Source organism: Pseudomonas sp. GW821-FHT11G12 (assembly GCF_058808055.1).
Genome location: NZ_JBXARH010000002.1, coordinates 646233 through 661306 on the forward strand (window position 1 = coordinate 646233; position 15074 = coordinate 661306).

At 61.9% G+C, this 15074-nt stretch carries 9 protein-coding genes; 8 read left to right on the plus strand and 1 reads right to left on the minus strand.

The annotated features are described in order from the left end of the window. Window positions 1-12: 12 nt before the first annotated feature. Window positions 13-414 (minus strand): lysozyme inhibitor LprI family protein, encoded by a 402-nt coding sequence (locus tag AC1RR7_RS10745; RefSeq protein WP_102619806.1) that lies wholly within the window; start codon window positions 412-414, stop codon window positions 13-15. A 234-nt stretch (window positions 415-648) separates the two neighbouring features. Between AC1RR7_RS10745 and AC1RR7_RS10750 the strand changes: the two genes are divergently transcribed. From AC1RR7_RS10750 to AC1RR7_RS10785, 8 genes are all read left to right on the plus strand, one after another. After that, window positions 649-1626: a dipeptidase gene (locus AC1RR7_RS10750; RefSeq protein WP_007959776.1), complete on the plus strand. Its 978-nt coding sequence runs from the start codon at window positions 649-651 to the stop codon at window positions 1624-1626. Between the two features lie 75 nt (window positions 1627-1701). Continuing rightward, window positions 1702-2232, plus strand: a complete 531-nt coding sequence (locus AC1RR7_RS10755) for a DUF5943 domain-containing protein (protein WP_007959778.1) — start codon at window positions 1702-1704, stop codon at window positions 2230-2232. 15 nt (window positions 2233-2247) lie between these two features. Then, complete coding sequence (dgcA, locus tag AC1RR7_RS10760; protein WP_493157356.1) at window positions 2248-4308, plus strand: dimethylglycine demethylation protein DgcA; 2061 nt, start codon at window positions 2248-2250, stop codon at window positions 4306-4308. Between the two features lie 159 nt (window positions 4309-4467). Continuing rightward, the gene (dgcB, locus tag AC1RR7_RS10765; protein WP_493157358.1) at window positions 4468-6417 is read left to right on the plus strand and encodes a dimethylglycine demethylation protein DgcB; all 1950 of its coding nucleotides are present in this window, start codon (window positions 4468-4470) and stop codon (window positions 6415-6417) included. Continuing rightward, the gene (etfA, locus tag AC1RR7_RS10770) at window positions 6417-7637 is read left to right on the plus strand and encodes an electron transfer flavoprotein subunit alpha (protein WP_493157360.1); all 1221 of its coding nucleotides are present in this window, start codon (window positions 6417-6419) and stop codon (window positions 7635-7637) included. Before dgcB ends, etfA begins: the two co-directional genes overlap by 1 nt. A 9-nt stretch (window positions 7638-7646) precedes the next feature. Then, on the plus strand, window positions 7647-8417 hold the full coding sequence (gene etfB / locus AC1RR7_RS10775) for an electron transfer flavoprotein subunit beta (RefSeq protein ID WP_493065719.1): 771 nt from the start codon (window positions 7647-7649) through the stop codon (window positions 8415-8417). Between the two features lie 1196 nt (window positions 8418-9613). Continuing rightward, window positions 9614-13066, plus strand: coding sequence for an alpha/beta fold hydrolase (locus AC1RR7_RS10780; RefSeq protein ID WP_493157362.1), 3453 nt, complete (start codon window positions 9614-9616; stop codon window positions 13064-13066). 139 nt (window positions 13067-13205) lie between these two features. After that, window positions 13206-15074, plus strand: coding sequence for a c-type cytochrome (locus AC1RR7_RS10785; protein WP_102619748.1), 1869 nt, complete (start codon window positions 13206-13208; stop codon window positions 15072-15074).

Consider the following 15074-nt stretch of genomic DNA (forward strand, 5'->3'; position numbering starts at 1 on the left):
CAGCTCAAGTCCTCACTCCTGACCTATCGACTCCAAAAACTCCGATCGCTCGTCACTCATCCGCGCCACGCAATCATTCTGCGCAATCTTGAACGCCTTGCTGCCGTCCGTCGCCGGGAAGGCTTCTACGGCGCAATCGGCGTCGCGGGTTTTCAGCCATTGTTGCTGGGCGGTCTTGAGTTTGGCGGTGATGTCGGCCAGTTGCGCAGGGTTTTTGCCGTAGGTCGATTGCATGCGCTCGTTCAGGCTTTTGAAGTTGTCCTGGAGCAGGTCTTCGGCGGTGGTGCGGCTGTAGGTCGAGCATTCCAGGGTCTGGACGTCGTTTTCCACCGCGTCGCACGGGTTGTTGTCGGACTCTTCGGCGGCGTGTACGCCGGTCGCAATCAGTGCCAGGGCCAGGAAGATCGATTTCATTGATGTCGCCGCTCTAATCCAGTGGTGTTTCCGAGATGCGGCAGATTCTGGCTCAAGCTTGCGGGCTTGAACAGGTGGCTGGTCGGACCGGTTGGCGACCCTTTGTCGCGGATTGACGCTTTCGGCAATTCCCCTGTCGTTTTTGCACCCGGCTGGTCGCGCACCGAGGCATATGCTGGCCCCAAAGCGCCGGCAGACGATTCGGCGCATGAATCGCCAATAAGGGGACGCCTGATGAGCCCAGCCGAATTACACGCCGACAGCATCGTTATCGACGGTCTGATCATTGCCAAATGGAACCGCGAGCTGTTCGAAGACATGCGCAAGGGCGGTCTGACGGCGGCCAACTGCACCGTGTCGGTGTGGGAGGGCTTTCAGGCCACGGTCAACAACATCGCTGCCAGCCAGAAACTGATTCGCGAAAACAGCGATCTGGTGATCCCCGTCCGCACCACCGCCGACATCCGCAAGGCCAAGGAGCAGGGCAAGACCGGCATCCTCTTCGGCTTCCAGAACGCCCATGCGTTCGAAGACCAGATCGGCTATGTCGAGGTGTTCAAGCAGCTCGGCGTCGGCATCGTGCAGATGTGCTACAACACCCAGAACCTGGTGGGCACCGGTTGCTACGAGCGTGACGGCGGCCTGTCGGGCTTCGGTCGCGAAATCGTCGCCGAGATGAACCGCGTCGGCGTCATGTGCGACCTGTCCCACGTCGGCTCCAAGACCTCCGAGGAAGTCATCCTCGAATCGAAAAAACCGGTCTGCTATTCCCACTGCCTGCCGTCGGGGCTCAAGGAGCACCCGCGCAACAAGTCCGATGAAGAACTGAAGTTCATTGCCGACCACGGCGGTTTCGTCGGCGTGACCATGTTCGCGCCGTTCCTGGCCAAGGGCATCGATTCGACCATCGACGATTACGCCGAAGCCATCGAATACACCATGAACATCGTGGGCGAAGACGCCATCGGCATCGGCACCGACTTCACCCAGGGTCACGGTCAGGACTTCTTCGAATACCTGACCCACGACAAGGGCTACGCCCGCCGTCTGACCAATTTCGGCAAGATCATCAACCCGCTGGGCATCCGCACCGTCGGCGAGTTCCCGAACCTGACCGAAACCCTGCTCAAACGCGGCCACTCCGAGCGCGTCGTACGCAAGATCATGGGCGAGAACTGGGTCAACGTCCTCAAGGACGTCTGGGGCGAGTAAGCCGCTTCTCTGAATACTTTCCCCCGGCCGTCCGCGCCGGGGGCAACACCCAAATTTTTCTGGAGTTAAGTTTCCATGGCCAAGATCGCCCCGCAATTGCCAATCGAAGTCGACAGCGAGACCGGTGTCTGGACCTCCGACGCCCTGCCGATGCTGTACGTGCCGCGCCACTTCTTCGTCAACAACCACATGGGCATCGAGGAAGTGCTGGGCGCCGACGCCTACGCCGAAATCCTCTACAAGGCCGGCTACAAATCCGCCTGGCACTGGTGTGAAAAAGAAGCCGAATGCCACGGTCTGGAAGGCGTCGCGGTGTTCGAGCACTACATGAAGCGTCTGTCGCAGCGCGGCTGGGGCCTGTTCAAGATCCAGGACATCGACCTCGATAAAGGCACCTGCAGCGTCAAGCTCGAACACTCGGCGTTCGTCTACGTCTACGGCAAGGTCGGACGCAAGGTCGACTACATGTTCACCGGCTGGTTTGCCGGCGCGATGGATCAGATCCTCGCCGCTCGTGGCAGCAAGATCCGCACCGTGGCCGAGCAAGTCTACGGTGGCTCCGAAGAAGGCCACGACGACGGCCTGTTCACCGTCAAGCCGTTGTAAGTCGAGGAACCCGCCATGGCTTTCGAAGCAATGTTTCAGCCAATTCAAATTGGCAAACTGACCATCCGCAACCGCGTGCTCAGCACCGCGCACGCCGAGGTCTACGCGACCGACGGCGGCATGACCACCGAACGGTACGTCAAGTATTACGAAGAGAAAGCCAAGGGCGGCATCGGCCTGGCGATCTGTGGCGGTTCGTCCGTGGTGGCGATCGACAGCCCGCAGCAATGGTGGAGTTCGGTGAACCTGTCCACCGACCGGATCATCCCGCACTTCCAGAATCTCGCCGATGCCATGCACAAGCATGGCGCCAAGATCATGATCCAGATTACCCACATGGGCCGTCGCTCCCGTTGGGACGGTTTCCACTGGCCGACCCTGATGTCGCCGTCGGGCATCCGTGAACCGGTGCACCGTGCCACTTGCAAAACGATTGAGCCGGAAGAGATCTGGCGGGTGATCGGCAACTACGCGCAAGCCGCGCGCCGTGCCAAGGCCGGTGGTCTGGACGGCGTCGAACTGTCGGCCGTGCACCAGCACATGATCGACCAGTTCTGGAGCCCTCGCGTCAACAAGCGTACCGACGAATGGGGCGGCACTTTCGAGGGCCGGATGAAGTTCGGTCTGGAAGTCCTGAAAGCCGTGCGTGCCGAAGTCGGTGACGATTTCTGCGTCGGCATGCGTATCTGCGGTGACGAGTTCCACCCGGACGGTCTGTCCCACGAAGACATGAAGCAGATCGCCAAGTATTACGACGACACCGGCATGCTCGATTTCATCGGCGTCGTCGGCTCGGGGTGCGACACCCACAACACCCTGGCCAACGTGATTCCGAACATGAGTTACCCGCCGGAGCCGTTCCTGCACCTGGCGGCCGGGATCAAGGAAGTGGTCAAGGTTCCGGTGCTGCACGCGCAGAACATCAAGGACCCGAACCAGGCCACGCGGATTCTGGAGGGCGGTTACGTCGACATGGTCGGCATGACTCGCGCCCACATCGCCGACCCGCACCTGATCGCCAAGATCAAGATGGGCCAGATCGACCAGATCAAACAGTGTGTTGGCGCCAACTACTGCATCGACCGCCAGTACCAAGGTCTGGACGTACTGTGCATCCAGAACGCCGCGACCTCCCGTGAATACATGGGCGTGCCGCACATCATCGAGAAATCCACCGGGCCGAAACGCAAGGTGGTAATCGTCGGTGCCGGCCCGGCGGGGATGGAAGCAGCCCGTGTGGCGGCCGAACGTGGCCACGACGTGACCCTGTTCGAGAAGAAAGAATTCATCGGCGGGCAGATCACCACGGCCTCGAAAGCGCCGCAGCGTGACCAGATTGCCGGTATCACTCGCTGGTTCCAGCTGGAACTGGCGCGGCTGAAAGTCGACCTGCGTCTGGGCACTGCGGCGGATGCCGACACCATCATGGACTTGCGTCCGGACATCGTGGTGCTGGCCGTTGGCGGTCACCCGTACCTGGAACAGAACGAACACTGGGGCGCCGCCGAAGGGCTGGTCGTCAGCAGCTGGGACGTGCTCGACGGCAAGGTGGCGCCGGGCAAGAACGTGCTGGTCTACGACACCATTTGCGAGTTCACCGGGATGTCGGTTGCCGACTTCCTCGCCGACAAGGGCAGTCAGGTCGAGATCGTCACCGACGACATCAAACCGGGCGTGGCCATCGGCGGTACGTCGTTCCCGACCTACTACCGCAGCATGTACCCGAAAGAAGTGATCATGACCGGCGACATGATGCTGGAGAAGGTCTACCGCGAAGGCGACAAGCTGGTCGCGGTGCTGGAGAACGAATACACCGGCGCCAAAGAGGAGCGGGTGGTGGATCAGGTGGTCGTCGAGAACGGCGTGCGTCCGGATGAAGAAATCTACTACGCCCTCAAGGAAGGCTCGCGCAACAAGGGCCAGATCGATGTCGAGGCGCTGTTCGCGATCCAGCCGCAACCTTCGTTGAGCAGCAATGGCGACGGTTACCTGCTGTTCCGCATCGGTGACTGCGTGGCGCAGCGTAATACCCACGCTGCGATCTATGACGCCCTGCGGTTGTGCAAAGACTTCTAAACGCTCTAGGCCTGATCGTTCCCACGCTCTGCGTGGGAATGCAGCCCGGGACGCTCCGCGTCCCAAAGCGGACGCAGAGCGTCCATTGAGGCATTCCCACGCGGAGCGTGGGAACGATCGTCACGTGTTTCTCCAGGCTGTACTGGTGGGAGCTTCACCATGTTGAACACCCTTCTTCCAATCCTGTTGTTCGCAGCCCTGGCCCTCGCGGTGCTGGGCGCGTTGCGGCGGGTGGCCATGTGGCGCCGGGGCCGGGCCTCGAAGGTCGATCTGATCGGCGGCCTGTTTGCCATGCCCAAGCGTTACATGGTCGATCTGCACCACGTGGTGGCGCGGGACAAATACATCGCCAACACCCACGTCGCCACGGCGGGCGGTGCGGTGGCGTCGATCGTGCTGGCGATTCTGGTGCACGGTTTCGGCCTGCATAACCGCATTCTTGGCTACGCGTTGCTGCTGATGACGGCGGTGATGTTCGTCGGGGCGATCTTCGTTTATCGGCGTCGGCTCAACCCGCCGTCGCGGCTGTCGAAAGGCCCGTGGATGCGCCTGCCGAAAAGCCTGCTGGCGTTCTCGGCGTCGTTCTTCCTGGTGACCTTGCCGGTGGCCGGGATCCTGCCGGAAAACCTTGGTGGCTGGGTGCTGGCAGCGATTCTCGGGATCGGTGTGTTGTGGGGCGTGTCGGAACTGTTCTTCGGCATGACCTGGGGCGGCCCGATGAAACACGCCTTCGCCGGTGCGCTGCACCTGGCCTGGCACCGTCGCGCCGAACGTTTTGGCGGCGGCCGTTCCACCGGTTTGAAACCGCTGGACCTGAATGATCCGACCGCACCGCTGGGTGTGGAAAAGCCCAAGGACTTCACCTGGAACCAGTTGCTCGGTTTCGACGCCTGCGTGCAGTGCGGCAAGTGCGAAGCCGCGTGCCCGGCGTTCGCCGCCGGCCAGCCGTTGAACCCGAAAAAGCTGATTCAGGACATGGTCGTCGGCCTCGCCGGCGGCACCGATGCCAAGTTCGCCGGCAGCCCTTATCCGGGCAAACCAGTGGGCGAACACAGCGGCAATCCGCATCAACCGATCGTCAACGGCCTGGTCGATGCCGAAACCCTGTGGTCGTGCACCACGTGCCGCGCCTGCGTCGAGGAATGCCCGATGATGATCGAGCACGTCGATGCCATCGTCGACATGCGTCGTCACCTGACCCTGGAAAAAGGCGCGACCCCGAACAAGGGCGCCGAAGTCCTGGAAAACCTGATCGCCACCGACAATCCGGGCGGTTTCGCCCCGGGCGGGCGGATGAACTGGGCGGCGGACCTGAACCTCAATCTGCTCAGCGAGAAGAAGTCCACCGACGTGCTGTTCTGGGTCGGTGACGGCGCCTTCGACATGCGCAACCAGCGCACCTTGCGCGCCTTCGTCAAAGTGCTGAAAGCGGCCAAGGTCGACTTCGCGGTGCTGGGTCTTGAAGAGCGCGACAGCGGCGACGTTGCCCGACGTCTTGGTGATGAAGCGACCTTCCAGTTGCTCGCCAAACGCAATATCCAGACCCTGGCCAAGTACAGCTTCAACCGCATCGTCACCTGCGATCCGCACAGCTTCCACGTGCTGAAAAATGAGTACGGCGCGTTCGATGGCAACTACCTCGTGCAGCACCACAGCACTTATCTGGCGGAAATCATCCAGGCCGGCGCGCTGAACCTCGGTCAGCACAAAGGCAACAGCGTGACTTACCACGATCCGTGCTACCTCGGCCGCTACAACGGCGAGTACGAGGCGCCGCGCGAAGTGCTGCGTGCGCTCGGCATCGAGATCAAGGAGATGCAACGTTCCGGCTTCCGTTCGCGCTGCTGCGGCGGTGGTGGCGGGGCGCCGATCACTGACATTCCGGGCAAGCAGCGGATCCCCGACATGCGCATGGAAGACATCCGCGAGACCGGTGCCGAGTTGGTGGCGGTGGGTTGTCCACAGTGCACGGCGATGCTCGAAGGCGTGGTCGAACCGCGTCCGCTGATCAAGGACATCGCCGAACTGGTGGCCGACGCGCTGCTCGAAGACGCCGCGCCGAACAAGCCTGCCACCCCGGCCAAACGTGAACCTGCGGAGGCCCACTGATGAGCGACATTATCCGCCGCGACCCCCGCGCCGAATGGATCGCACGCAACCGTCTGCATCCGCTGCACGCGGCCATGCAACCGGCACAACACAGCTGGATGGGGCCCAACGGGATCATCCGCAAGAACCTGCACGGCATCGGCTTCATCGGGCCGAACGGCATCAAGCGCATCGACCGCAGCGGCGCCCAGCAGGGCGGGGCGGTCAAACGCTCGGCAGCGGTCGAAGTGCAATTGCCGCTGCATCAGGTGCCGGCCCCGGCGTTCTACATCAGCGTGGTGCCCGACATGGTCGGTGGCCGCCTGAGCAGCCACGACCGTGATTTGCTCGGCCTGGCTCATCAACTGGCCGGCAGCGACGGCGCCGTGTTGGCCGTGGTCTTCGGCGAGCACAAGGAAAACGCTTTTGCCACGGCAGGCGTCGATCGCTTGCTGGTGCTGGAAGGCGAAGAATTCAGCGGTTATGCACCGGAACAACGGATCCAGGGCCTGCGCGCTGTGGATAACCAGTTCAATCCGCGTCACTGGCTGCTGCCGGACAGCCGCAGCGGTGGCGGCGAACTGGGTCGGCGCTTTGCTGCTGCACTGGGCGAGCGCCCGGCGACACGGGTGTGGCAGGTCAAGGATCAGGAATGCATCGGCCGCGCCGGCGCCGGGTTGCAGGACCTTGCCCGCCCAGTGGCGCGCTTGATTCTGGCCTCGGCCGAATGCGCGGAACCAGTCAGCGAAACCCGTCACGAAGCGCTGCCGGTGGAGTTATCCACACCTGTCGCGCGCAGCCTGTCGCGGATCGAGGATCTGGGCGCGGTGGCGGTGGATCCGTCGGCGATTCCGATGGCCGAAGCCGAGTTCATCTTCTCTGGCGGCAACGGCGTCAAGGACTGGGAGCTTTTCCACAGGACCGCTGCCGCTCTCGGTGCCACCGAAGGCGCCTCGAGGGTGGCGGTGGACGATGGGTTCATGACCCGTGACCGTCAGGTCGGCGCGTCCGGCACCTGGGTCACGGCGCGGGTTTACGTGGCCGTGGGGATTTCCGGGGCGATCCAGCACCTGCAAGGCATCGGTGCCTGCGACAAGGTGGTGGCGATCAACCTCGATCCGGGCTGCGACATGATCAAGCGTGCCGACCTGTCGGTGATCGGCGAAAGCGCGGAAATTCTTCAGGCCTTGATCGCGGCGGTAGAGGCCTACCGCAACGAAGCCAAGCGCGATGCGGCTTAAGGAACGGTTATGAGCACAAAGATCATCAGTCTGGTTTCAATCGGCGCCCACCCGACCTCGGGCCGCCCGCGCCGCGCCGAACAGGACGCCCGCGCGGTGGAGCTTGGTCTGCAACTGGCTGGGGATAACCTGCAAGTGCTGCATGCCGGGGACATTGGCGAACCTGCGCTGCGCGCCTATCTGGGCATGGGCCTTACACAGATGCATGTGCTGGAACAACCGGCCGGCGCCGACGCGCTGCCGGCGTTGACCGACTATCTGCGTGACGCCGGTGCCCAGGTCGTGCTGACCGGCAGCCAGGCGGAAACCGGCGAGGGTTCGGGGATGCTGCCGTTCCTGCTGGCCGAAGGCCTGGGCTGGCCGCTGGTGGTTGGATTGGCGCAGGTCGAGTCGATCAACGACGGCTCGGCGCTGGTGTTGCAGGCGTTGCCCCGTGGGCAGCGGCGCCGGTTGAAGGTACGTCTGCCGTTTCTCGCGACAGTGGATAACGCCGCGCCCAAGCCTCGGCAGAGTGCTTACGGCCCGGCGCGGCGTGGGGTTCTCCAGGCAAAAGACGTGGAAGTGGTGGACGACGAATTGCTTGCGGTGTCGACCCTGCAACCCGCCAAGCCCCGGCCGAAACGGTTGAAAGTGATCAAGGCCAAGAGCGGGGCGGACCGGATGAAGGCGGCGACGGCGAAGGCCAGTGGTGGCGGGGGGCAGGTGCTTAAGGGCATGACTGCCGAGGCAGGTGCCGAAGCGATCCTCAAACTGCTGATTGAAGAAGGTGTTGTCCGCTGAAGAGCCAAAGCCCCTCACCCTAGCCCTCTCCCAGAGGGAGAGGGGACTGACCGAGTTGGGCCGGCCATTTACGTCGACCTGCGACTCCGACGGTGACCTTGGTTCGCCAAGCCTCAATCACTCTCTCGCCTTGATTTAAGAAAAACTAAGGTCGCGATGAGCGTCCAGGTCGATGTACCTCGCGAGATCACCACCGTAGGCTCCCTCTCCCTCCGGGAGAGGGCTGGGGTGAGGGAGGGCTGTTTACCCACAATCCCTGTTGGCGGATCTGTGGATAACGTGTTCGCCCATCCCTGAACCCCACGCCAACCAAGCCCTCCAGCCTTAAGATCAAAAAACAACCAGCCTAACTCGCGGTTTTTTCGAGCTTTTTCCTCAGGATCACTCCCCAAGTTGCCCCCAATCTCTGTTGGCGCTTCTGTGGATAAGATGTTCGCTATCCGCTGTAAGCCATATAAAACGTGGCTTGCGAAGAGTTGATCAAAAAACGATCAATTCAGCCTTTTGACTCGCAAGACCTCGCGTAAACCTCGATTTATCAAGGCCTCCAGCGCTTTTCCACAGATCCCGCCAAGTTACCCCCGAAGTCTGTTGGCGCTTCTGTGGATAAGGTGTTCGCCATCCTTTGCAAGCCACGCAATCCGTGCCTTGCAGGCTTGTGATCAAAAAACACTCAATCGTTGCTGAAAACCCTGCTTCTGGATAAGTCACGGTTTTTCTTTACAAAACCGTCGATATTTTTCCGGGTCATCCACAGTTGTCCCCATTTGCTGTGGGTGGCTATGTGGATAACTTGTTCGCCAAACCCTGCGAGCCCCGCCGGCTATAGTCCAAACGGTAATTGATCAGATTTCATACAGTTCTAAAGCGCTGCCTTGACTTCAATCCGGCCGCTGTCTTCACTCCAATGGCACAAGGACCGCCGTCACTTATCCACATCTGGTTCAGGGAGAACGCGTGATGGATACCCAGCCACATCGCTCACCCCTCAATCCACGCATGCTCCGCGCGCAGTCGGCTCCGACGCCGCGCAAGCGCACCTTGCGTCGTGCCGCCAATCAGCACGCCCGTCTCTAGCGAGTCGATATCGCCCACATCGCTGTACTGCCGCCGAAACCGGAGGCCAGGTGCCCGTTCGCCCATTGATTGCAGGCAACCGCAGAGTTGCCCCATCTGCCTGAGAGAGGAACCACCTCATGACACGGATCGCAACGCCCATCAGCGACATCAAGGAACACTACGACGTGATCGTCATTGGCTCCGGGTATGGCGGCGGCATTGCCGCTTCGCGCCTGTCCCGGGCCGGCAAAAAGGTGTGTCTGCTGGAACGCGGTCGGGAAATCCAGCCCGGCGAATACCCCAACACCATGATCGCTGCGACCGAAGAATTGCAGGTGAATGACCCGGACGGCCACATCGGCTCGCGCACCGGGTTGTTCGATCTGCACGTCAACGCGCAGCAGAACGTAGTGGTCGGCTGTGGCCTGGGTGGCACGTCGCTGATCAATGCCAACGTCTCGCTGGAGCCCGAGCCCGGCGTCTTTGACGACCCGCGCTGGCCGCAGGAGGTGCGCGAACACCGCGACACCCTGCTCAAGGACGGTTATGCCCGCGCCCGGGAAATGCTCAAACCCAATCCTTACCCGAATACCGCGCCGAATTTGCCCAAGCTCGACGCCAACAAAAAATCCGCGGATTTCCTCAAGCAAGGCGCGCACTTCTACAAGCCGCCGATCAACGTGACCTTCGACAAACTGCCGAACAACCTCAACCACGTCGGTGTCGAGCAACTGCCGTGCAACCACTGCGGCGACTGCGTTTCGGGCTGTAACAACAAGGCCAAGAACACCACGCTGATGAACTACCTGCCGGACGCCTGCAATCACGGCGCCGAGATCATCTGCCAGGCCCAGGTGCGGCATCTGGAGCGCGATGGCGATGGCTGGATCGTGCACTTCCAGTATCTGGACAGCGGTCGCGAGAAGTTCGACGCACCGACGCTGTTCGTGAAGGCCGACATCGTCGTGGTGTCCGCCGGCACCCTCGGTTCCACCGAGATTCTGCTGCGCTCGCGGGACAAGGGCCTGGCGATGTCCGGGCAGCTCGGCGAGAACATGAGCGGCAACGGTGACATCCTCGGCTTCGGCCACAATTGCGAACAAACCATCAACGGCATCGGTTTCGGCACGCACCCGGCCAAGGAAATGAAACCGGTCGGCCCGTGCATTACCTCGATCATCGACATGCGCACCGAAGGCGACTGGCGCAGCCGCATGGTCATCGAGGAAGGTTCGATCCCCGGCGCGCTCGGCCGGCCGATGGTGCCGGCGATGGCCGGGTTTGCCGAGCTGATCGGCAAGCCCACCGACGACAGTTTCAGCGGCAAAGTGAAGTACAAGGAACGCGAGGCCGAAAGCTTCCTGCGCGGCCCGTACTACGGCGCGCTGCACAACATGCAGACGTACCTGATCATGAGCCACGACAGCGGCCAGGGCCGTATGGTCCTCGACAGCAAGGATCAGCTGCGCATCGACTGGCCGGGTGTCGGCGAACAGGAAAACTTCAAGATCGGCAACGAACGCCTGCACCAGAGCACCCAGGCGCTGGGCGGGATCTGGGTCGAGAACCCGATCTGGACCAAACTGCTCAAGCACAGCATCGTCTCGGTGCATCCGCTGGGCGGTTGCGTGATGGGCAAGGACGCCGGGCAAGGCGTGGTCAACCACAAGGGGCAGGTGTTCAGTGGCGCCAGTGGCACCGATGTCTACGCCAACCTGTACGTGACCGACGGCGCGGTGATTCCGACGTCACTGGCGGTCAATCCGCTGCTGACGATCTCCGCCGTCAGCGAGCGCAACATGGGCCTGCTGGCTGCCGATCGTGGCTGGCACATCGACTACACGCTACCGTCGGCCCCGCGCAAACAGGCGGCGCCACCGACGCTCGGCGTGCAGTTCACCGAAACCATGAAGGGCTACTTCTCCCGGGCCTTCACCGCCGCGCAAAGCACCGACCTCAAGGTTTATGAGGCGGCGGCCAAACGTGGCGAGGCAGACAACTCGCCGATCGACTTCACCCTGACCATCACTGCCAACGACCTCAACAGGATGATCAAGGAACCGGAACACGCCGCGACCATCGTCGGCACGGTGATCGCCCCGGCGCTGTCGCCAGAGCCGCTGACCGCCAGCAACGGCGTGTTCAACCTGTTCGAGCAATTCGAGCAGCAGGTCGACACGCGCCACATGAAATACGACATGAAGCTGACCGCCGAGGATGGCAGCGACTATTTCTTCAGCGCATTCAAGACCGTACCGGAAGACAACGGCGTGCTGAACATCTGGCATGACACCAGCACCCTTTACGTGACGCTCTACCGTGGACCGGACAAGTTGGGCGAGGTGATCGGTTCGGGTGTGATGCACATCCATCCGGCCGATTTCGCCAAGCAGATGACCACCATGAAAGTCCTCAATGCGCGCAACGAGCGTGAGCGCATCGAAGGGCTGGCGCGGTTCGGCAAGTTCTTCGCCGGGATTCTCTGGGAGAGTTACGGCGGGGTGTTCGCCGGTGACAAATACTTCAACCCTGATGCACCGCCACGCTTGAAGCGGCCGCTGGATGCGCCGACGCCGGCTGTGCATTTCTTCCCCACCGAGGATGGCGTGGAACTGCGCCTGAGCCGCTATCAGGCCGGCAGCAAAGGCCCGGTGATGCTGGTGCATGGCTTGGGTGTGGGCTCGAATATCTTTTCCACCGACACCATCCAGACCAACCTGCTGGAGTTTCTGTGCAAGCACGACTACGACGTGTGGCTGCTGGATTTCCGGGTGAGCATCCTGCTGCCGGCCAGCAAGAAGGAATGGAACGGCGATCAGATCGCCCAGTACGACTTCAAGGCCGCCATCGGGCAGATCCAGCAGCAGACCGGCGCGAAGGACGTGCAATGCGTGGTGCATTGCTACGGCGCGACGACGTTCTTCATGTCGTTGCTCGCCGGTTTGCAGGGCGTGCGTTCGGTGGTCTGCTCGCAGATTGCCGCCGACACGGTGGTCGCGACCGCAACGGGCTTGAAGGCTGGTCTGCACCTGCCGGGCATGCTCGATGCGATTGGCGTGAAGTCGATGACGGCCTACGCCGACAGCAAGGAGAACTGGTTCAATAAGCTCTACGACAAGGCCCTCAACGGCTACGCGCGGATCGAAGCCCAGGGCTACTGCACCAACCCGGTGTGCCACCGCATCACCTTCATGTACGCCTCGCTGTACCGCCACGACACCCTCAACGAGACGCTGCATGACAACCTGCACGAACTGTTCGGCGAGTCGAACATCGAGACCTTCGAGCACCTGGCACTGATCGTGCGCAAAGGACATCTGGTGGATTTCAAGGGCAACGATGTGTACATGCCGCACTTCGATCGGTTGACCATGCCGATCTGCTTCATCAGCGGCGCGGAAAACCAGTGCTATTTGCCTGAGAGCACGCTCAAGACCTATCAGAAGGTTTGCGAGAAGCATGGGCCGGAGCGTTATAGCCGGCATGTGGTGCCGGGTTACGGCCATATCGATTGCATGTTCGGCAAGAACGCGGTGGTCGATGTGTATCCGATCATCCTTGAACACCTGGAGAAAACGGCCCTCGGATAGCACCCGATCGTTCCCACGTCGAGGCGTCGAACCGTCTGCGTGGGAATGCATCCCGGGACGCTCTGCGTCCCAAGAGCGGACGCAGAGCGTCCATGGCGGCATTCCCACGCGGAGCGTGGGAACGATCTGGGGAACTGATATGGACAGCTACATCCGCTGGTTTCAACGTTTCATCTGGCTCGGCATTGCGATGAACATGGTGTTCGCGATCCCGGCGCTGTTCGCGCCGGGGTTGCTGACATCGGTGGTCGGCCTGCCGCCGCAACTCTCCGACCCGTGGCTGGAAAACGCCGGGATGCTGCTGGTGGGCATCAGCGTGTTCTACATGCCGTCGGGCTTCAACGCGCCGCGCTATGTGGTGCATTCCTGGTTGTGTGTGCTGACGCGGCTGATCGCCGTGGCGTTCTGGATCTACCTGATCAACACCAGCAGCCAGGGCTCGGTGTTCGTGCCGATGCTGATGGGTGACCTGAGCTTTTTCCTGATCCTCGGCATCCTGCTGTACCTCGGCACCACCCCGGAAAACCGCCCCCTTGCCCTGCTCTGTGACGGCTGGCGCGAATGGCGGGCGGCGTGGGCGCGGCATTGGCAGAGCCACGCGTTCAAGGTCGGCACGCTGGTCGTGGTCGCGTTGCTGGGGTTCATCGGCTACGAGACCTGGTATCAGATGCTGCGCGTGGTGCCGGAGCAGGAATATGCCTCCGACGAAGATCACTACAAATACGCGGCCATCGGCCTGGGCATCGAAGCGCGGATCCCGTATTACCTGTTCTCCGTACTGCCACAGATGTGTCCGGAAAAAATGCCGAAACCCGGTGGTTGGGAAGTCTTCGGTTTCCTGTTCGAGAACGGTAAGGACCTGCCGATCGGCATGGCCAAGCGGCAGATCGGCTACCCGACCGTCGAGCCGAACTGTGCGCTGTGCCACACCGGCTCCTACCGGGCGAATGCCAGTGATGTCGCGGTCAATGTGCCGAGCGCACCGGCCAACACCCTGCAACTGCAAGCCTTCCAGTGGTTCGCCTACGATTGCGCCAGCGACCCGAAATTCACCACCGACGCGGTGATGGCGGCGATCAACAGCAAGTTCCAGCTCGGCTTTTTCGAGCGCATCTACAACCGTTACCTGATCATCCCGATGGCCAAGACCGCGCTGCTCAAACAGAAGCAGGCCTATGCCTGGCAGAAGCTGCGGCCGCCACAGGGGCCGGGGCGTACCGACACCTTCAACCCGACGAAAATGGTGGTGTTCGGCTTCCCGGATGACTCGACCATCGGCACCGTGGACCTGCCACAAGTGTGGAACCAGAAACCCCGAGAATCGATGTACCTGCACTGGGACGGCAATAACAACAAGATCCACGAGCGCAACTACGCCGCTGCGATGGCGGTGGGTGCGACGCCAGAGTCGGTGCTGCCACCGAGTTTCAATCGCGTGACCAACTGGCTGCTCGGGCACAAGGCGCCGGCGTGGCCGTGGGCACTGGATCAGGCCAAGGTCACCCAGGGCAAACCGATCTGGGAAACCAATTGCGCCGGTTGCCACGACTTCGGTCGCGTCGACACCGGGCAGGTCACCACCAACATCGACCAGCTCGGCACTGATCCACATCGACTGGACTCGTTCACTGTCGGGTTGGTGGCGGCGTTCCACACCTTCAAGAAACCGCCGTTCGACTTTGGCGCCTACCGCAAGACCCAGAGCTACAGCAACACGCCCACCGACGGCATCTGGCTGCGCGCGCCGTACCTGCACAACGGTTCGGTGCCGACCCTGTGGGATTTGCTGCAACCGCCGGAAAAACGTCCGCAGGTGTTCGTCACCGGCTCCGATGTCTACGACCCGGTCAACGTCGGCTTCGTGACCAGCGGCGCGCAGGCCAAGGCCTCGGCGGACTTCAAGTACGACACGCGCCTGGAGGGCAATCACAACACCGGTCACCTGTATGGCACGACGCTGTCGGACGACGACAAGCGCGCGCTGATCGAATTCATGAAAACCCTGTGA

Coding starts and splice junctions, on each gene's coding strand:
- AC1RR7_RS10745 (WP_102619806.1), bottom strand. CDS start 414: ATGAAATCGATCTTCCTGGCCCTGGCACTGATTGCGACCGGCGTACAC.
- AC1RR7_RS10750 (WP_007959776.1), top strand. CDS start 649: ATGAGCCCAGCCGAATTACACGCCGACAGCATCGTTATCGACGGTCTG.
- AC1RR7_RS10755 (WP_007959778.1), top strand. CDS start 1,702: ATGGCCAAGATCGCCCCGCAATTGCCAATCGAAGTCGACAGCGAGACC.
- dgcA (WP_493157356.1), top strand. CDS start 2,248: ATGGCTTTCGAAGCAATGTTTCAGCCAATTCAAATTGGCAAACTGACC.
- dgcB (WP_493157358.1), top strand. CDS start 4,468: ATGTTGAACACCCTTCTTCCAATCCTGTTGTTCGCAGCCCTGGCCCTC.
- etfA (WP_493157360.1), top strand. CDS start 6,417: ATGAGCGACATTATCCGCCGCGACCCCCGCGCCGAATGGATCGCACGC.
- etfB (WP_493065719.1), top strand. CDS start 7,647: ATGAGCACAAAGATCATCAGTCTGGTTTCAATCGGCGCCCACCCGACC.
- AC1RR7_RS10780 (WP_493157362.1), top strand. CDS start 9,614: ATGACACGGATCGCAACGCCCATCAGCGACATCAAGGAACACTACGAC.
- AC1RR7_RS10785 (WP_102619748.1), top strand. CDS start 13,206: ATGGACAGCTACATCCGCTGGTTTCAACGTTTCATCTGGCTCGGCATT.